Origin of the sequence: Corallococcus carmarthensis (assembly GCF_003611695.1) — a bacterium.
Lineage (GTDB): Bacteria > Myxococcota > Myxococcia > Myxococcales > Myxococcaceae > Corallococcus > Corallococcus carmarthensis.
In genome coordinates this window covers 1-18,000 of record NZ_RAWE01000206.1, presented here as the reverse complement: position 1 = coordinate 18,000, position 18,000 = coordinate 1, and the positions used below count along the sequence as shown (strand labels likewise).

Annotated in this window: 16 protein-coding genes; 10 read left to right on the top strand and 6 right to left on the bottom strand. The window is 69.9% G+C overall.

The annotated features are described in order from the left end of the window. The coding region (locus D7X32_RS35405; RefSeq protein ID WP_208752643.1) for an AHH domain-containing protein at positions 1–578 on the top strand (578 nt) is incomplete at its 5' end. Between the two features lie 23 nt (positions 579–601). Continuing rightward, positions 602–1,837: an imm11 family protein gene (locus D7X32_RS35400; RefSeq protein ID WP_120606977.1), complete on the top strand. Its 1,236-nt coding sequence runs from the start codon at positions 602–604 to the stop codon at positions 1,835–1,837. On the opposite strand, the gene D7X32_RS35395 is transcribed toward D7X32_RS35400, so the two are convergent. Continuing rightward, the gene (locus D7X32_RS35395; RefSeq protein ID WP_120606976.1) at positions 1,838–2,464 is read right to left on the bottom strand and encodes a hypothetical protein; all 627 of its coding nucleotides are present in this window, start codon (positions 2,462–2,464) and stop codon (positions 1,838–1,840) included. Continuing rightward, a complete protein-coding gene (locus D7X32_RS35390; RefSeq protein WP_120606975.1) occupies positions 2,464–3,387 on the bottom strand; it encodes a fatty acid desaturase family protein in 924 nt (307 codons plus the stop codon). The genes D7X32_RS35395 and D7X32_RS35390 overlap by 1 nt, the downstream gene beginning before the upstream one ends. Positions 3,388–3,492: 105 nt before the next feature. Between D7X32_RS35390 and D7X32_RS35385 the strand changes: the two genes are divergently transcribed. The 4 genes from D7X32_RS35385 to D7X32_RS35370 all read left to right on the top strand — a co-directional run bounded on the left by D7X32_RS35385 (position 3,493) and on the right by D7X32_RS35370 (position 10,041). After that, the gene (locus D7X32_RS35385; RefSeq protein WP_120606974.1) at positions 3,493–6,339 is read left to right on the top strand and encodes an FG-GAP-like repeat-containing protein; all 2,847 of its coding nucleotides are present in this window, start codon (positions 3,493–3,495) and stop codon (positions 6,337–6,339) included. A 4-nt stretch (positions 6,340–6,343) separates the two neighbouring features. After that, positions 6,344–7,105: a hypothetical protein gene (locus D7X32_RS35380; RefSeq protein ID WP_120606973.1), complete on the top strand. Its 762-nt coding sequence runs from the start codon at positions 6,344–6,346 to the stop codon at positions 7,103–7,105. A 123-nt stretch (positions 7,106–7,228) separates the two neighbouring features. Further along, positions 7,229–8,872, top strand: a complete 1,644-nt coding sequence (locus D7X32_RS35375; protein WP_120606978.1) for a GH3 auxin-responsive promoter family protein — start codon at positions 7,229–7,231, stop codon at positions 8,870–8,872. Then, a complete protein-coding gene (locus tag D7X32_RS35370; RefSeq protein ID WP_120606972.1) occupies positions 8,869–10,041 on the top strand; it encodes a Rieske 2Fe-2S domain-containing protein in 1,173 nt (390 codons plus the stop codon). Before D7X32_RS35375 ends, D7X32_RS35370 begins: the two co-directional genes overlap by 4 nt. Before the next feature lie 46 nt (positions 10,042–10,087). On the opposite strand, the gene D7X32_RS35365 is transcribed toward D7X32_RS35370, so the two are convergent. Further along, positions 10,088–11,284, bottom strand: a complete 1,197-nt coding sequence (locus D7X32_RS35365; protein WP_244239361.1) for an FAD-dependent monooxygenase — start codon at positions 11,282–11,284, stop codon at positions 10,088–10,090. A 114-nt stretch (positions 11,285–11,398) separates the two neighbouring features. On the opposite strand from D7X32_RS35365, the gene D7X32_RS35360 reads away from it, so the two are divergent. After that, a complete protein-coding gene (locus D7X32_RS35360) occupies positions 11,399–12,355 on the top strand; it encodes a LysR family transcriptional regulator (protein WP_120606970.1) in 957 nt (318 codons plus the stop codon). 8 nt (positions 12,356–12,363) lie between these two features. Here D7X32_RS35360 and D7X32_RS35355 read toward each other — a convergent pair whose 3' ends face one another. Then, entirely contained in the window at positions 12,364–12,747 is a 384-nt protein-coding gene (locus tag D7X32_RS35355) for a hypothetical protein (protein WP_120606969.1), read from the bottom strand. Between the two features lie 45 nt (positions 12,748–12,792). Then, positions 12,793–13,848 carry a DapH/DapD/GlmU-related protein gene (locus D7X32_RS35350; RefSeq protein WP_120606968.1) on the bottom strand — a complete coding sequence of 352 codons (1,056 nt, stop codon included), beginning with the start codon at positions 13,846–13,848 and terminating at the stop codon, positions 12,793–12,795. Positions 13,849–14,070: 222 nt separating this feature from the next. Here D7X32_RS35350 and D7X32_RS35345 point away from each other — a divergent pair, with 222 nt between their 5' ends. Then, positions 14,071–15,507, top strand: a complete 1,437-nt coding sequence (locus tag D7X32_RS35345; protein ID WP_120606967.1) for an MATE family efflux transporter — start codon at positions 14,071–14,073, stop codon at positions 15,505–15,507. A 3-nt stretch (positions 15,508–15,510) separates the two neighbouring features. Here the strand turns inward: D7X32_RS35345 and D7X32_RS35340 are convergent, their stop codons facing one another. Next, positions 15,511–16,617: a GNAT family N-acetyltransferase gene (locus tag D7X32_RS35340; protein ID WP_120606966.1), complete on the bottom strand. Its 1,107-nt coding sequence runs from the start codon at positions 16,615–16,617 to the stop codon at positions 15,511–15,513. Positions 16,618–16,716: 99 nt separating this feature from the next. On the opposite strand from D7X32_RS35340, the gene D7X32_RS35335 reads away from it, so the two are divergent. Beyond that, complete coding sequence (locus D7X32_RS35335) at positions 16,717–16,980, top strand: GlsB/YeaQ/YmgE family stress response membrane protein (RefSeq protein ID WP_120606965.1); 264 nt, start codon at positions 16,717–16,719, stop codon at positions 16,978–16,980. 227 nt (positions 16,981–17,207) lie between these two features. After that, positions 17,208–18,000: FKBP-type peptidyl-prolyl cis-trans isomerase (locus tag D7X32_RS35330; protein WP_244239360.1), on the top strand; the 793-nt coding region annotated here is incomplete at its 3' end.

The following is an 18,000-nucleotide window of genomic DNA, read 5'->3' as shown; positions in this document are numbered from 1 at the left end:
AGGCGGCGAGGGCCTTCGTGATGCTGACGATGGCGGCGCTGGGCGGCACGGCGCAGACGCTGGCGACGCGGGTGTCGACACTGCCGGGCTCAGCGCAGGCGGCGCTGGTGGGAGCGGAGCAGGGAGGCTTCCGGCTGGTGGCGGCGGCGGAAGTCTCAGCGGTGGCGGTGTCCGCGAGTGGTGAGGTGACGATTGCCCTGGCCCCCAACGCGGTGGCGATGTCCGCGAAGGGACCGAATGTCCTGGCGCCCGTTGACGTCCACGAGCACCACATCGCTACGAACAAGTGGTGGGAGGCGACACACAATGGTGGCCCCTGGTCGCCCCAGTTCCAGAGGCTCTTTGACCGGGCTGGCATGTCCCTGGACGATCCCGCGAACAAGGTTCGTGTCCCAGGCCACAAGGGGCCTCATCCCGAGGCGTACCATCAAAGAGTGTCCTCCCGGCTGAACGAAGCAATGGAAGACTGTGGCAGCATCCAGCAATGCCGCGAGGCGCTCACGAACGAACTCCGCCGGCTCGCCAGCGAGATCTTGAACACGAGCACCACCCTCAACAAGTGGGTCACGAAGTCATAGCTGGGCGGGAGTCCCTCGTGGCGATGCGTTACTTCGAACTGATCGACGATGTGTATGCCCCCGATCGGTGGTCGCTGGGCGATCCAATCGATGCGTCCGGCCGGGAGGTCGCCAACCCGTGGATGTTCAGGAAGGGTGAAGCCGTCAGCCTGGATGCGCCCTTGAAGATTCCGGTCGACCATGCCGGTCAGCCATTGGACTTCACGCTGGCGGGCATCGGTCTGGCGCCCGTCATTCATGCTGAAGCGGCAGCCATGCTGACCCGCCTCGCCCCGGAGGATGTGCAGTTGCTCCCCGTGACCGTGGCTTCGGAGCCCGGACCGCACTTCCTCGTCAACGTGCTCCGTCTCGTCAGGTGCATCGACGACGAGGCTTCGGAAGAGGTGCAGTACTGGAAGCCCGAAGATGGACGGCCGGAGAAGGTGGGAAAATACAGGGACGTCTCCGGCCTGCGCATCGACCCGGCGAAGGTGGGTGACGCCAGGATGTTCCGCACCTGGGGATGGACCGTTGCACTCATCGTCGCCGAGGACATCAAGGAGGCGCTGGAGCAGGCGAACATCACAGGAGTGAAGTTCAGGGAAGTGACGGGCCCCAGCGAAGTCAGCCCCGAGGAGCGCGAACACCACCGCAAGCTCCAGTCCCTCTACGAACGGACCGAAACAGCCCGCACCGCGTTCTGGCGCACGCTGGGCACGCTGGATGAGAAAGCCATCCTTCCCATCGTCGTCGGAGGAGGCTGGCCCGCGAGGCGTCAGGTCTGGCGAATCATCCACCGCCCCGAAGGACGCACCCTCTTCGTGACGGACGGCCTCTCCGATTTCTTCGTGGAGGCCGTGGAGCCCTCCGTGGGCTTCGGCCTGGAGCTCGCGCTCGAAACCGATGAGGCCGTGGAGAACGTGGCGAAGAGCTGGCAGCAGCTCCTGCTGGAACGCATCGCCAACGAGCTCGTGGGCCACGAGCACCTGCTCGAGCCCGCGAGGACCGGCCTCCTCTCCATGGAAGTGGACGGAGAGCGCATGCCCGAAACCCTCCTGACGAAGGACGGCCGCGTGGCCGTGCTCCTGGGCATGGAAACTCCCACGCTCCCCACCCACTTCACGATGCCAGACGGACAGGTGCGGCTCGTCACGGTGAAGACGCTGATGCCTCGGGAGCTCACGTACCTGCTGGAGCACGGCCGGGAAGAACTGCTCCACCGCTTCAACCAATCCAGCCCCGGCCACCTGTCCCGCGCCTGGCGCCAGCCCGTGGTGTGACTACCGCATCCCCATCACCAGCCACACCGCCAGCGCCACATACAGCGGCACGTTGAGCGCCAGCGTCAGCCGGTTGATGCGCCGGAACCGCGCCTGCTCCGCGTCCGCGAACCACACGCCGTCCTCGCCCGTGGTGCGTCCCTCCACGGCTTGATGGAACAGCGCCGCGTACGCCACCTCCACCACCAGACTCATCAACACCAACCCCACCAGCGCCAGCGCCCACACGTCGCGCCCATCGAGCACCCCGGCCCACTTCTCCCCGGTGTACACGAGCCCCGCCCCCACCAGCGCGATGCACCCCAGGTCATGGCCCACGCCATACGGCGGCCGCCAGTTGCGTGACACGTAGAGCATGTAGAGCTCCGCGGCCCCGCGCAGCCACATGGACACCGCGAAGGCCCCCAGCACGATGCGCGCCTCCACCGGCACGGACGCATCCAGTGCCACCAGGGGGCACACCAGGAACCAGAGGAACACCGCGTACAGCAGCCACGCCAGCTTCGGCCCGGAGATGCGCCCACCCCGGCCACCCTGCGCGTTCTGCCGGCGCCGGAACCCCACCGCCGCGCCCGCGCACGCCAGCAACGCCACCCCCAGCAACACCCGCGTCGATGAAGAGAGCATCAGTAGGAACGGGGCCGGGGATAGTGGTGGGGAAACCGCTTGAGGTACCAGGCTCGAAGCCGGGGCAGGTGCGTGAGGGACACCTGCGGGTGCAGATGGTGCACCACGTGCAATCCCACATGCCGGGGCGCCAATCCCAACCACCCCCACCACCCGAGCCCATGGTCACGCGTGCACGCGAACACATCCTCCAGCTTCCGCCCCTGCGCGGGCGCGGAGGTGTGCTCCGCGAGCAACCGGTGCGCGTTGAATCCCGACGCCAGCATCAACGGCACCCCATACCCCCACAGCACCGCGGAAGGCCACCGCACCGCCAACACCAGCACGCCCAGGTGGAACAGCACCTGCCCCGCTTCCGCGCGAGCACATGCCTTCACCTCCGCGTCCCGCGTGAGCACGCGTCCGGAGCGGTCCTGCAGGAACACGCGCCCATATGCCGTGCGCAGTGAAGGCAGTGCCCAGGCCATCAGCCCCACCGGTCCGCGCAGCACCCATCCGGGAATCACGCCCATGAGCAGCAGCCACCGCCACGCCGTGCGCAGCCGGCCGCCATCCGGAGGTTTGCGGTACGGATCCGCGGGCAGGCCCGCATCGCGGTGATGGCGAAGGTGGTGGTAGCGCATCGCCGCCAGCGTGGACGCAACCGGGTAGCCCGCGACGGCCTCCAGTAGACACAGTCTCCATTCGCGTCTTCGCGAAGGCAGGTGGACCGCGTCATGAAGCAGGACGCCCAGCGCGTGCAGCCGTCCCGCGACGACGAGCACCGCCAGCGGCACGAGCACCGGAGGAGCCCAAGCCATGCCCGCCCATCCCAAGGCCATCCCCGCCCACTCCATGGCCGCCAGGCGCAGCAGGCCGGAAGGCGTGGCCGGAACGAGCAGCTCGCGAGGCACCGCCGCGCGGCGAGGCAGGGAAGAGGACACGGGGCGCCAGGACTCCACGCATGGCCGCCGGACGCAAGCCCCGTGCGGATTGGACACCCGGAGACGGGCACGGCACGCTCCGCGCGTGCACCGGGACGGTCAATCATGAGTGTGGAGATGCCGACGACGCCGGCCCTCGCGGGCACGCGCGTGGAGTGGGGCGGCTGGGTCTTCCCCCGCTGGAACGACCCGAGGCTGCCCTTCGCGGCGCTGCTCACGCTCTACGGGGTGCTGGGCTTCACCTTCTTCGGCTTCAACCGCAGCCCCGGGCAGATGGCCTTCCTGGTCGTCTCCGGCACGCTGCTGGACGCCGTCCTGGGCTGGGTGCTCAAGCGGCGGAAGGAGCTGCCGCTCTCCGCGTACATCTCCTGCTGTTCGCTGGCGCTGCTCTTGAACTACTCGCACGCGAGCACGCTCTTGTGGCTGCCGGTGTGGCTGGCCATCGGCTCCAAGTACGTGCTGACCTTCCAGGGGCGCCACGTCTTCAACCCGTCGATGTTCGCGGTGGCGGTGTGCCTGCTCACCACGCGCGAGCTCATCACCGCCGCGCCCGCCTACCAGTGGGCCAACGGTGAAGTCGCGCTGTCGGCCTTCATCGTGATGGCGGCGCTGGTGCTGTTCTTCTTCCGCGTGGGGCGCGGCTGGCTGGTGATCAGCTTCCTGTCCTTCTACGCGCTCCAGACGGCGCTGCGCGCGTTCATCCTCCGCCACCACCTGCCGCCGGAGGTGCTGTTCCTGGGCACGCTGAGCGCGCCGTCGTTCTTCATCTTCGTCTTCTACATGCTCACCGACCCCGCCACGTCGCCGGGGACGCGCAAGGGGCAGGTGCTGCTCGCGCTGGCCATCACCTGCGTGGACCTGGTGCTGCACCTGAAGGAGAGCGTCTACACGTTCTTCTACGCGGCGCTCACCGTGGCCACCTGCCGCTTCGTGTTCATGCACGCGCGAGAGCTGTGGCGCACCCGGGGCGCGTCGCTGCGCCGGCTCCTCTCCCCGGACGTGCTCCGGCGCGTGGGCGTGGTGGGAGGGCTGGGGGCGGTGCTGGCCACGGGCTACTCGGTGACGGCGGCGCAGGGGGAGCGCTCGGCGCCGCTCGCGTTCCACCTGGATGCGCAGGACCTCACGCAGGCGGGCCTGTCCTCCACGATGGGGCACACGCTGGAGGAATTGGATCCGCGCGTGGCCCACGTCGCCAAGTGGCTGGTCGCGGTGGGCGACGCGGTGGCCACCGGGGACTTCGACGGGGACGGCAAGCTGGACCTGTTCCTCACGCACCCGCTGGGTACGCCAGAGCACCACGCGGGCCTCTACCGCAACCTGGGTGGCCTGCGCTTCGAACGTGTCAATGTGCCCGCGCTGGAGCACTTCGCCACCCGTTACAAGGAAGAGGGCCTGGCGGGCGGCGGGACGTTCGTGGACTGGGATGGGGACGGGGACCTGGACCTCGCGGTGGCGGTGGCCCTCGGGCCGGTGCGCCTGTTGCGCAACACGCTGCGCGAGACGGGCACTGCGGGCTTCGAGGACGTGACGGAAGCGGCGGGCGTGACGGACCACGCGGTGAGCCTGGGGCTCACGTTCCTGGACTACGACCGCGACGGACACCTGGACCTGCTGGTGCTCAACGCGATGACCACGCACCTGCCGGACTATCCGAACCCGCCGCCGCTCAACCTCTTCAAGTTGCCCGAACCGGAGTACGCGGGTGACCGCCGCATGCTGCGCTTCATGCACGACGGCTGGCACAACGCGAACAACGGCGGGAAGAACGCGCTCTACCGGGGACGAGGGGACGGCACGTTCGAGAAGCAGGACGTGGAGGCGCTGGGCCTGAAGGAGACGCACTGGTCGCTCGCGGTGAGCACGGTGGACCTGAACCAGGACGGGTGGACGGACCTCTACGTGGCCAACGACTTCGGGCCGGATGACGTCTACCTGAACGAGGGAGGCCGGCACTTCCGGCACCTCGTGGGCCAGCGCTTCGGGGAGATTGGCCGCGACACGTACAAGGGCATGAACGCGAGCGTGGCGGACTTCGACCGCAACGGTTGGTTGGACGTGTACGTGTCCAACGTGCACCACTCGCTCCAGGCGGAGGGCAGCCTGTTGTGGATGCTGGGGCCGGACGAGGACGCGTTCGTTCCCCGCTTCAAGGACGAGGCCACCTTCCGGGGCGCGCTGAACGAGCGGCGCTTCGGCTGGGGCGCGGCGGCGGGAGACCTGGATGACGACGGGTGGCCGGACCTGGTGCAGGCCAACGGCATGGTGGATGCGCGCCTGGACGCGCCCAAGTGGCGCATCCCGGAGGGGCAGCGCAACGACTACTGGTACGTGAACCACAAGTTGATGCAGTCCGGCCCGGAGGTGCACACGTACGCGGACAAGTGGGGCGACATCCGGGGCCGCGTGCTCTATCCGAACGAGGCGCGCCGCGTGTACCTCAACCTGGGCGATGCGCGCCCGGGGCACTTCGTGGACGTGGCCAGGGAGGTGGGCATTGAGGCGCCGGACAACTCGCGCGGCGTGTTGATGGCGGACCTGGACGACGACGGCGACCTGGACGTGCTCATCACGAATCAGCACGCGCCGCTGTCGCTGTACCGCAACACGCTGCGGGCAAACGCCGCGGACGCGAAGCCGGACGCGCACTTCGTGGGCCTGTCGCTGGTGGGCGACGGTCAGCGCACGCACCGGAGCGCGGTGGGCACCCGCGTGGTGGTGTCCTACGAGGACCACGGCAAGCGCGTGGAGCAGGTGCGCGAGGTGGGGCTGATGGGCGGCTTCTCCGCGTCGGCGGATCCGCGGCTGCACTTCGGCCTGGGCCGTCACTCGGGGCCGGTGAAGGCGGTCATCCACTGGTATGGCGCGGACCCGCAGGAGGCGACGTTGGAGGCGGACCGCTACCAGGAGGTGCGCCAGCCTCCCGCGCCCACGGCGCAGCGGGGAGGGCGCTGAGGCGATGCTCTCCGCGATGAAGGGCTCCACGGTGCGGCGGGAGGACCTGGACGCTGGCACCCGGGCGCGGATGCTGGCGCTGATGCAGTGCTGTTACGTGGGCGTGAGCGCCGAGCGCTTCCACGCGGACCTGGACGCGAAGCAGTGGGTGTTCCTGCTGCACGCGCGGCGCACGCGGGAGTTGGTGGGGTTCAGCACGGTGCGGGTGGCGGAGGAGGACGGGGTGGAGGTGCTGTACTCGGGCGACACGGTCATCCATCCGGACTGGTGGGGCCACAAGACGTTGCAGGTGGTGTTCGGCCGGTTGTTGCTCGCGCGCAAGCTGCGCCGGCCATTCAGGCCGCTGTACTGGTTGCTGCTGTCGGGCGGATACAAGACGTACCTGCTGGCGGTGAACTACTTCCCACGCACGCATCCGCGCAGGGATTGGGCGCCGCCGGAAGGGCGCTCGGAGTTCCTGCGCGGTCTGGCGGCGCGGTGGTTCGGCACGCAGTACGACGCGGCGAAAGGCACGCTGCGCTTTGATGGCGCGCACTACCGGGTGCGGGACGGCGTCTCGCCCATCGACCGCGACGCGGCGGCCCATCCGCACATCGCCTACTTCGCCGAACGCAACCCCGGCCACGCCGAAGGCGAGGAGTTGGTGTGTCTGGTGGAGATCCGTGGCTGGGACCTGGCGAGGGCGCTGGCGCGAAGCGTCTGGGGACAGCTGCGCCGCTGGGCCCGCCGTGAGCGCGACGCGTCGCGGATCCGCGTGGGGACGTGAAGTGCTGACCTCGCGTGGGATGCTGACCGCGACGATGGCGGCACTGCGGTCATCAGTGCTGCGCCTCCTGCATGCGCTGCTCGCGGAGCTGCGCGGGGACGTGGCGTGCTGACCTCGCGTGGGATGCTGACCGCCACGCTGGCGGCGCTGACGCCGTCCGCGCTGCGCTTCCGGCATGCGCTGCGGGCACCGGAGGCCGCGCAGGCGGAATGCCTCACGCGCATTCTGCGCACCGTGGAGGGCACGGCGCAGGCGGAGCGCGTGGCGCACTTCGGTCGAATCCGCACCGCGCGCGAGTTCCAGGACGCGGTGCCGGTGACCACGCCGGACACGGTGGCGGAAGATGTGGAGCGCATCGCGCGAGGAGAAGCGCGGATCCTCACGCGCGAGCCCGTGCTGCGCTTCGAGCTGTCTGGTGGCTCCTCGGGCGCGTCCAAGCGGGTGCCGGTGACACAGGGCCTGCTGCGGGAGTTCCAACATGCGCTCGCGCCCATGCTGCACGAGGTCTTCCTGCGCCGCCCCGAGGTGCGCGAGGGCCCCAGCTACTGGTCCATCTCTCCCCTGGGCCGGAGACAGCACCGGACGGCGGGCGGCATCCCGGTGGGCTCGGCGGAGGACAGCGCGTGGTTCCCGCGTCCATTGCAGCCGCTGCTCTCGCGCGTCTTCGCCGTGCCGGGTGCCGTGGGGAAGGCTCCGCACGTCGAGCCATGCCGTTACGTGACGCTGTGGTTCCTCGCGCGGTGCCCGAACCTGTCGTTGATCAGTGTGTGGAATCCCAGCTTCCTCACGCTGCTGATGGACGCACTGGAGCGGCACGGTGAACGGCTCGCGGAGGACCTGGAGCGCGGCACGCTGCGTCCTCCAGAACAGGACGCGGACGGAGCGCCTGTCGGCAGCGACCCCGCCTGGACGGCGATCGTGCAGGGACTCCAGGGCGCGCGGGACACGTCCAGGGCGCAGGTGCTGCGCGCCGCCTTGCGTGAAGGACTGTCATCCGCTCGCACGCTGTGGCCAGGGCTCGCGCTCTTGAGCATGTGGACGGACGCCCAGGCCGCGCACGCCGTGGCCGGCGCCTGCCGCCGCTTCCCGGGCGTCGAGGTCCAGGGCAAGGGCCTGCTCGCCACGGAGGGCGTCATCACGGTGCCTCTCTTCGAAGCACCCGCGCCGGTGCTCGCGGTCCGGAGCCACTTCATCGAGTTCATGGATCCGGAGCACCCGGACGCGCGCCCACTCCTGGCACACGAGCTGACGGTGGGCCGCACCTACACGGTACTCCTCTCCACGTCCGGTGGACTGCTGCGCTACCGGCTGGGGGACCTCGTGCGCGTGGAAGGCTTCGTGCACGCGACGCCCTGTCTGCGCTTCCTTGGCCGAGCCGACGCGGTGTCGGACCTCGTGGGCGAAAAGCTCTCCGCCGCGCGAGTGGGCACGGTGCTGGACGCCGCGCTGGGCCCCACGCGTCCCGCCTTCGCCATGCTCGCGCCGGAGTGGGGGACACCGCCGGCCTATCGCCTCTTCCTGGAGACAGCGCAGCCCTGCGACGCCATGGCCGCGAACGTGGAGCGCGCCCTGTGCGAAGGCCACCACTACCGCTACGCACGCGAGCTGGGACAGCTCGGCCCCGTGCGCGCGGTGCGCGTGACGCAGGGAGCACGGCGCTACGAGGCACGGTGCATCCAGCTCGGTCAGCGCGCGGGCGACATCAAGCCCGTGGACCTGCACCGTCAACCGGGCTGGACGGAATGGTTCGCGAGAGGGACGTCATGATTCACAGCGAAGACGACCGCGCCCCGGTGCGCACGGTGGACCTGGACGCGGAGGCGGACCTCGCCCGCTGCGGCGCACTGAAGGACTTCTGGTACGTGGCGTGCCTCTCCACGGAGCTGCCCGCGAACCGGCCCGTCGCGCGAGCCGTGTTCGGCACGGGACTGGTGCTCTTCCGGGGGCCGGATGGCGCGCCCACCGCGCTGCGCGACCGCTGCCTCCACCGCAACGCGCGTCTGTCGAAGGGCGACGTGTTCGACGGGCGGCTCGGCTGCCCGTACCACGGCTGGGTCTACGACGCGTCCGGCGCGGTGGTGGAGATCCCCGCGCTGGGGCCTCCCCAACGCGGAGAGAAGCTGGACGCGCACGCCTGCGCGCACGAAGGACTCAGGCCCGCGCCCTGCGACCTGGGACGGCTCGCGCGCTTCCCCACGCGGGAACAGGACGGGCTCGTCTACGTCTACCTGGGCGCGGACGTCACCCTCGCACGAGCGGAGCCCTTCCGCGTGCCCTACTGGGGCGAGCGCGGCTGGACCGTCTACTTCATGGTGACGCGCTTCGCGAACGGCGTGACGAACCTGGTGGAGAACTTCATGGACGTGCCGCACACGTCCTTCGTGCACCGGGGCTGGTTCCGCAATCCCACGCGCAAGCGCGTCCCCTCCACCGTGAAGCGCCACGCGGGCCGCGTGCGGATGACCTACCACCAGGAGGAGGACGCGCTCACGGGCCTGGGACGCCTGTTCAACCCGCGTGGCCTGCCACTCGTGCACACCGACGAGTTCATCGTCCCCAACGTCACGCGCGTGGACTACCAGTGGGGCGACAGCGGCTTCGCCATCAACTCACAGTGCACGCCCATCGGGCCCACGGACACGCTGGTGTACACGGCCATCAGCTACCGGCTGCCGGTGGATGTGCCGGGTGCCTGGGTGGGCCGCGCGCTGACGCCGCTGGTGCGCTGGTACACGCGGCAGGTCATCCAGCAGGACGTCCACATCATGGAGACGCAGCGCCAGGGGCTGACGGATGGCCCCGGTGGCGGCGTGTACTCCGGCACGGAGGCGGACCTGCACCACGCGGACATCGAGGCTTACCGCCGCTGGCTGCGCGAGGGCGCGCACGGCCCCGGCCCCGAGGACGCGGAGCGCGACGTGGTCTTCTGGGTCTGAGCCAGCCCAACAGACGGCCGGGCTTTTTCGGGGCTCGGGGGCGTGCTCATGACCGCCTCACCAGACCCTCGTAGTCCTTGAGCTCGAACGGCAGCGTCAGGGCACCAAAGTCGGGAAGGCCATCCGCGGCGGCGTTCTCTCCCTCATGCGCCGGCTCGCCGGCCGCCGTCGCTTGCGGAGCGGCATTCCGCGCGTGTTGTTCGATCGCGATGTCCTGATTGCGAATCACGTAGTCGCGCAGATCGTTCTCATACGAGGTGATGCCATTCGCCAGGTCAGCCTTGTGCGTCGCGAGCTCACCGGCCAGGACATACGCGCCGACCATCGCCACGGTCGTGCCCTGTCCTGAAGCCAGCGCGACGCTGTACCCGGCGTCGCCGACGAGCACGATGCGTCCGCGCGACCAACCGTCCATGCGGATCTGGCTGATCGAATCGAAGTGGAAATCGGGCGCCGTCATCATGTGCTCGAGGATCCGTGGCAGCACCCACCCAGCGCCCGAGAGGCGCTCGGCCAGCAGCCGCTTCTGCGCCTCGATGTCACGGGGGGCGTACTCGATGGGCTCGGCGGCCGTGAAGCCGACATAGGCCCGGGCAGGGGCATCCTTCCGCAAGGCCATGACCATCGCGCCGACGTTGGCGCGCTCGTCCTGGTACATGACCTCCCAGCGCTCGAGACCGAGGAAGTTCGGCATGCCGAAGACCGCGACGTAGGAGTTGCCGAGGCGGCGGAGGAACTGCTCCTCGGGGCCGAACGCGAGCTTCCGCACGCGCGAGTGCAGCCCATCGGCGCCGACGACGAGCTCGAAGCGTCGAGGCGCGGCCCGCTCGAAGGTGACGTCGACCCCCGACGTGTCCTGGGTGAGCGACGCGATCGAATCACCGAAGAGATACTCCACCCGGGGGTCCACGGCGTCGAGCAGCACGCGGCAGAGGTCGTCGCGCATGATCTCGATATCGGGGCTCTCGAAGCGCCCGCCCGTGAGGGTGCGCTCCTCGCTCCGGAAGGTCTCCTTTCCGTCGGCGTCGACCTGAGAGAAGCCGGTCAGCCGGGTGTTGCGCTCGCGGAGCGTGGCGAGGATGCCCATGCGCTCCGCGACCTTGAGCGCCGGGCCGCGCACGTCGAGCGCCTGCCCACCCGGACGCAGATGCGGCGCGCGTTCGACGACCGTGACGCCGAAGCCGTAGCGCGCCAGCCAGCAGGCGATGGTGAGACCGGAGATGCTGGCGCCTGACACCAGCACGCGGGGGGAACCTGGGCTCGGAGTGTTCATGGGCGCTTACGTACGCCTCGGCGAATCGAGCCGTCCAAGACAATGATGGGGCGGATATGATACCTTTTGAGCAAGCTTGAGCCCATGGAACTCCGACACCTGCGCTACTTCGTGACCATCGCCGCGGAGCAGAACTTCCGCCGGGCCGCCGAGCGGCTCCACGTTTCACAGTCGCCGCTGAGCCGGCAGATGCGGGACCTGGAGGAGGAGATGGGCGTCGAGCTCTTCGAACCCGAGGGACGTGGCATCAAGCTCACCGCCGCCGGGAAGGCCTTCGCGGAGAGAGCCCGGAGCATCCTGGCAAGCGTCGATGCGGCCATCGACGAAGCCAAGGGCGTCGCCGAAGGGAGGCTCGGCACCGTGGTCATCGGCTTTGAGACGGGGACGACCTTCATGGGGGCGCTCTTGTCCCTCGTCGCGGCGTTCCGGAGGCGAACGCCCCGCGTCGGCCTGCAGCTCATCCCGATGAGCAGCGTCGAGCAGTGGGCGGCGCTGCGGCAAGGGACGATCGCCTTCGGCTACGGCGCCTACGCGCCGAGTGACGACGCGCTCAGCCACCTGGAGATGACCCGCGACCGATTGGGCCTGCTCCTCTCACCCGATCACCGGCTTGCGCGCCTCAAGAAGATCAGGCTTCGCGACCTCGAGAGCGAGCGCGTGCTCCTCCAGCCACGTCAGCTCTATCCGCGGCTCCACGCGGACCTCATCACGGCGGCGCACGAACAAGGCGTGACGCTGCACGTGACGGCGGAGGTGATCGACCTCGAGGCGCTCATGGCGCTGGTCGCGATTGGCGACGCGGTCACGTTCGTCGGGGAGAACATTTCAGAGATGGCTTCGCAGACCTCGATGACGTGGCGTCCGGTCGAGGATCTCCACATCCCCCTGAGCGAGTTCGTGACGTGGCGCGCGAGGGATTCAGGCGCGCCCGTCATGCGAGCGCTCATCGACAGCGCGCAGGAGGTCCGAGCCCCCATACGGCCCGGCGTGTCCCACGTGGCGTCCCGCCCAACGAACCCCAGGCGCCCCAAGAAGCGCTGAAGCTCGCGCTAGACCGTGCCGGACGGCTCGTCCGCGGCGGAGGCGGAGGCGGAGGGGAGCATGGCCAGGTAGTACCCGGTGAAGAACGTCGCCGCGAGGAAGACCCAGTGGAGCAGCCCCTGGGTGAGCGGGAAGGGCAGCGTGGGCAGGTGCTCATGCAGCCACATCAACGTCGCGACGGCATTGGACGCATGGCACGCCGCCGCCAGGCCCAGCGTGACGCAGATGAGCGCCACCTGCGACCACGTGTTGGCGGAGGAGGCCACCAGTCGGGCCAGGCCCCCCAACTGCTCGAGGATGCGCGGGTACACGACCTTCCGGAAGAGCGCACCACAGACCAGCCCCAGCAGCAGCGGGCCCGCGATCTCGATGATTGAGTTGACCGGATCCATGGCCCGCGACGATGCCTCAGGGCCTCCGGTCAGCGCAATCGCAGCTCATCCCATGCGCCGCAGGCCCGGCAGGTCCTCCGGCCGCAGCACCCAGCGCGGCGGCTCCGGCGGTGACGTGCGCGTGCCCACCTGCGTCGCGGGGAAGCCCTCCACCAGCGCGTAGTCCGGGAACACCGCGCGCGCCTTCACCAGGCTGCCGGCGGCCACGTGGCAGCCCTTCCCCAGGTGGCTGCCCTCGCAGAGGATGGCGCCGGGCTCCACCACCGTGCCCGCGCCCAGGTTGCACGCGTGCAGCACGCAGCCCGGGCCCACCACCACGCCCTCCTCCAACACCAGCATCGTGTCCGGCTGGAGGTGCAGCACCGTGTTCTCCAGGATCTGCACCCGCGCGCCAATGCGCACCGGACCGTTCAGGTCGCCGGTGATTTTGACGCCCGCCCCGATGATGGCCCCCGCGCCGATGACCACGTCGCCGGACACCTCCGCGGAGGAGAAGAGGGTGGCGGTGGGATGGACGAAGGGGTGACGGTCGCGGAAGGCGTACAGCTGTCCCATGGGGGCGTCCTCTGCGCGGTCGCGCGCGGAGAAAGGGGTCAATGGAGCGGCGGGCAATGACAGGTCGCCGCCCCGGCGCTGCTGAAGGTGGGTGAGGTCCTCGGAGGAGAGCATCCGGAGGACCTGCCCCGGCCGTCCCAGCACCACGGATTGATCCGGCACCGTCATTCCGGGGGGCAGCACCGTGCCCTCGCCCACAATGCAGCGATCGCCCAACGTCACGCCGGGCATCAGGATGGCGCCGTCGCCGATGTCGCACAGGGACCCCACGCGCGCACCCATGACCAGGGAGCGAGGACCGAGCACGGTCTTCTCTCCAATGGATGTGGGGCGTTCGGGGGTGCCCACCACCACGGCGTCCTCGCGCAGGGTGGAGAAGGCTCCCAGTGCGACGGAGCCTCCCACCGAGCGGACGATGGCGCCGCGGGAGATGATGGCTCCGGGGCCCACTTGCGTGGTGCCCAGCAGTCGCGCGGACGAAGCCAGGGTGAAATGAGGACCTACCGCGGTGGGCAGGAGGGAAGCGGTCGCGGGTGAGGGACTCATCAGGATGCAGCAAGCTACTCCCGGGTTTCCGAAGGGCATGTTGTCCCCAGGCGCGACCCGCCGTCCGGCAGCCAACGCTCGCCCGCTGCCTCGACGAGGGTGGGTGCCACACCTCCAGATGTCAGGAGTGGGTGGGAGGGTGCGTACGAAGCCGCGTCGCTGGGCGCCACGTGTGGGCGTTTCGCGGTAGGAAGTCCCCTCGCTTTCGAAAGGCCTCACCCCGTGGAAGAGACACCCCTGGCGGACCGGAACGCCCAGGTCCCCGCGCCCGTGGACAAGGGCGTCTGGACGCTGGTGAAGGAGGCCCTGCACGGCACGGAACAGGACCTGACGCGGCTGCCGCTCGGGCGGGCCATCTTCCTGCTCGCCGTGCCCATGGTGTTGGAGATGTGCATGGAGTCGGTGTTCGCCGTGGTGGACGTCGCCTTCGTCGGCCGGTTGGGCGCGGAGGCGGTGGCCACGGTGGGGCTCACCGAGGGCATCCTCACCATCATCTACGCGGCCGGCATGGGGCTGAGCATCGGCGCCACGGCGATGGTGGCCCGCCGCATTGGAGAGAAGGACGCGGAGCGCGCGGGGCGCACGGCGGTGCAAGCCATTGGGCTGGGGGTGGTCATCTCCACGACGCTGGCCGTGGCGGGCATCGTCTTCGCCCGGCCCATCCTGGCGGCGCTCGGCGGCTCGCCGTGGGTGCTGGAGCACGGCGTGGGCTACACGCGCGTGATGATGGGCAGCGTGGTGAGCATCCTGCTGCTCTTCCTCATCAACGCCATCTTCCGGGGCGCGGGTGACGCGGCCATCGCGATGCGCGTGCTGATGCTGGCCAACGGGCTCAACATCCTGCTCGCGCCGTGCCTCATCTTCGGCTGGGGACCGTTTCCGGAGATGGGCGTGGTGGGCGCGGCGTGGGCCACCACGATCGGCCGCAGCGCGGGCGTGGTGTACCAGCTCTTCCGGTTGGTGCGCGCGAACGGCCGGCTCCAGGTGCGGCGCGAGCACGTGGCGCTGGAGCCCGCGACGATGCTCGCGATGCTGCGGCTCTCCGGTGCGGGCATGGTGCAGGCGCTGGTGAGCACGTCCAGCTGGGTGGTGCTGGTGCGCATCGTGTCGACCTTCGGCAGCACGGCGCTGGCGGGCTACACCATCGCCATCCGCATCGTGCTGTTCGCGCTGATGCCCGCGTGGGGCCTGGGCAACGCGGCGGCCACGCTGCTGGGGCAGAGCATGGGCGCGGGGGATCCGGACCGGGGCGCGAAGGCGGTGTGGCTGGCGGGCCGGTACAACCTCATCGTGCTGGGCAGCATCGGCGTGCTGTTCTTCGCCTTCGCGCATCCGCTGCTGGGGGTCTTCACCACGGACCCGGCGGTGGTGGAGGAGGGCGCGACGGCGCTGCGCGTCTTCTCCTTGAGCTTCTTCTCCTGCGCGTACGGCATGGTCATCACCTCCGCGTTCAACGGCGCGGGGGACACGCGGACGCCCACGCTCATCGACCTGGGGTGTCTCTGGGTGTTGGAGCTGCCCCTGGCGTGGGTGCTGGCGAAGCCGCTGGGCATGGGAGCGGTGGGGGCGTACCTCGCGGTGCCGGCGGCCTTCGCGGCGATGTCCGTGCTGGGCATCGTCCTGTTCCGGCGCGGGCGCTGGAAGACGCGCGTGGTGTGAGCGTCAGGGCAGACAGATTTCGAAGCCGGTGCGTCCCCCGGGGAAGGTCCTCGGGGGACGCGAGGCGGGCGTGACGGCGTAGAGGTGGAAGTCCAATCGCCGCTGGAGGAAGCCGTCGAAGGCGGAGGCCAGCGGGTCCGCGGCGTCCTGCTGCACGGTGAAGAAGTGGAAGCCCTGGCCGTGGAACGCGGCGTAGACGGCGTCGAGCAGCGCGCGCAGGACGGCGGGGTCCTCCGAAGGGATGCTGGTGTTGCAGAGGTAGAAGTAGCGGAAGTCGCCGCCGGGCGCGGGCAGGCGGGGCGCACCGGTGATGGTGGCCAGCGCGTTGAAGCCCCGGCGCACCCACTTCATGCCGCCCCGGTACGCGAGCACGCGGTAGCGCTTCACGGCGTCGGGGTTCCACGCGGACGTGCAGCCCACCAGGTGACCGGACGGGTCGAACGCGAGGAATGAATCCTCCACACGAAGCCCCGGCCAGCGTGCGAGCCGGTGCTCCAGTTCCCCGGTGTCGAAGCGGTAGCCGAACGGGCGCGAGCGGTGGTCCGCGTCCAGCAGCGCGGTCATGGCGGGCACGTCCGCGGCGGTGGCCCGGCGCACGGTGTAGCGGCTGGGGCGCGGCTTGCGGCGCAGGACGAACTGGAGCGAGACGGCGGAGAAGGCGCGCATCAGGTGGTAGTGCGGCTGCGCTTCCCGGGAAGCGCCCCGGCGCACCAGGGCCTGGATCGCGGCGGCGTTGGAGGCCATGACGGCGGTGAGGAAGACGTCCACGCCGTGACGGTGGGAGGTCTCTTCCAGGACGGGCCCATAGAACCGGGCCAGGCCCCGGGCGCGGCGCGCGGAGAAGCGGGTGCGCAGGTCGCCCAGGTAGCCCACGCGGCAGGGCCGGCCCTCCAGCCAGCCGTCGCGGACGTGGATGGCGCCCATGCCGTCCAGGTGGGTGGGTTCGCCGTGGGCCCACACTTCGGCTTCGCCGCGCTGCATGGCGAAGAGGCCGAAGTAGTCCGGCGAGCGCTGCGTGCTGAGCACCAGGTCCCCGGTCATGGGCACGTCGCCGAAAAGGTCGAGCAGCGCGGCGTTGTCGTCCCGGGTGGCACGGCGGAGGGGGCTCATGGTTCGCGCGGCAGCCTATGCGACACCTGTGTGGACTTCCGCCCCGACGCACCGTGCGCCACATTGCGGGCCGGACACACGCCGCACCGGGAGGACGTCATGGGGCTGTTGGGGTGGATCATCTTCGGCTTCTTCGCGGGGCTCATCGCCCGGGCCGTGCTGCCGGGGAACCAGCGCCTGGGTTGCATTGGCACCACGCTCCTGGGCGTCGCCGGTGCCTTCGTGGGCGGCTTCCTCACGTCCGTCTGGCGGGGCACCGACTGGCGCGACCCGGAGCCCACCGGCTTTGGCGGCGCCATCCTGGGCGCCGTCGTCCTGCTCCTGGTCGCCCAGGCCGCCTTCGGGGGACGTTCCCCCCGGTAGGGCCGCCTCCCAGGCCTTGCCGGCCGAGCCTCCCTGGCCGGGAATCCCGGGCCGCCCCGGGGGTTTGGGGGCCCGGCGGCCGGTTGTCCTACCTGCGCATGCCCCCTTCCGGGGAAAGCACGGTTCCCAAGAGGATGCCGGGCACTTTCTGTAGTACACCGCGCCCCAGGCATGCAGCGGGGGGCGGTCGGCCGCCGCTGAGCCAAAGGAAAGGCGACGACATCATGATGAAGAAGACGATCCTGATCGCGGCGATGCTGAGCCTGACGGCGTGTCAGGGCCAGGGAGCGAAGCCGGGCGAGACCCCCTCCGCCACCGGCACCACGACGGCGGGTGCCGCCGGCGCTCCTCAGACCGAGGAGCAGAAGACGCTGTACGCGCTGGGCCTGTCCATCGGCCGCAGCATCAGCGTGTTCGACATGACCCCGCAGGAGCTGGAGTTCGTGAAGGCCGGCCTCACCGCCCAGGTCTCCGGCCAGAAGTCCGACGTGGACCTGGAGACCTACGGTCCCAAGCTCCAGGACCTCGCGCGCGAGCGTTCGCTGCGCAAGGCCACCGCGGAGAAGGAGAAGGCCAAGGCGTTCCTGGAGGAGAAGGCCAAGGAGCCCGGCGCCGTGAAGACCGAGTCCGGTCTCATCTACAAGGAGACCCAGGCGGGCACCGGTCCCCAGCCCCAGGCCACCGACGTCGTGAAGGTGCACTACAAGGGCACGCTCTCCGACGGCAAGGAGTTCGACTCCTCCTACAAGCGCGGTGAGCCCACGCAGTTCCCGCTCCAGGGCGTCATCAAGTGCTGGACCGAGGGCCTCCAGAAGATGAAGGTCGGCGGCAAGGCGCAGCTCGTGTGCCCCTCCGACATCGCCTACGGCGACCGCGGCGCGCCCCCGAACATCCCCGGCGGCGCCGCCCTGGTGTTCGAGGTGGAGCTCCTGGAGATCGTGAAGGCCCCCGAGGCTCCTCCGGGCATGCCCGGCATGCCCGGCGGCAACATGATGGGCAACCCGCCCCCCGGCATGAAGC

Coding starts and splice junctions, on each gene's coding strand:
- D7X32_RS35355 (WP_120606969.1), bottom strand. CDS start 12,747: ATGGATCCGGTCAACTCAATCATCGAGATCGCGGGCCCGCTGCTGCTG.
- D7X32_RS35385 (WP_120606974.1), top strand. CDS start 3,493: ATGAGTGTGGAGATGCCGACGACGCCGGCCCTCGCGGGCACGCGCGTG.
- D7X32_RS35350 (WP_120606968.1), bottom strand. CDS start 13,848: ATGAGTCCCTCACCCGCGACCGCTTCCCTCCTGCCCACCGCGGTAGGT.
- D7X32_RS35400 (WP_120606977.1), top strand. CDS start 602: ATGCGTTACTTCGAACTGATCGACGATGTGTATGCCCCCGATCGGTGG.
- D7X32_RS35360 (WP_120606970.1), top strand. CDS start 11,399: ATGGAACTCCGACACCTGCGCTACTTCGTGACCATCGCCGCGGAGCAG.
- D7X32_RS35370 (WP_120606972.1), top strand. CDS start 8,869: ATGATTCACAGCGAAGACGACCGCGCCCCGGTGCGCACGGTGGACCTG.
- D7X32_RS35395 (WP_120606976.1), bottom strand. CDS start 2,464: ATGCTCTCTTCATCGACGCGGGTGTTGCTGGGGGTGGCGTTGCTGGCG.
- D7X32_RS35340 (WP_120606966.1), bottom strand. CDS start 16,617: ATGAGCCCCCTCCGCCGTGCCACCCGGGACGACAACGCCGCGCTGCTC.
- D7X32_RS35335 (WP_120606965.1), top strand. CDS start 16,717: ATGGGGCTGTTGGGGTGGATCATCTTCGGCTTCTTCGCGGGGCTCATC.
- D7X32_RS35375 (WP_120606978.1), top strand. CDS start 7,229: ATGCTGACCGCCACGCTGGCGGCGCTGACGCCGTCCGCGCTGCGCTTC.
- D7X32_RS35380 (WP_120606973.1), top strand. CDS start 6,344: ATGCTCTCCGCGATGAAGGGCTCCACGGTGCGGCGGGAGGACCTGGAC.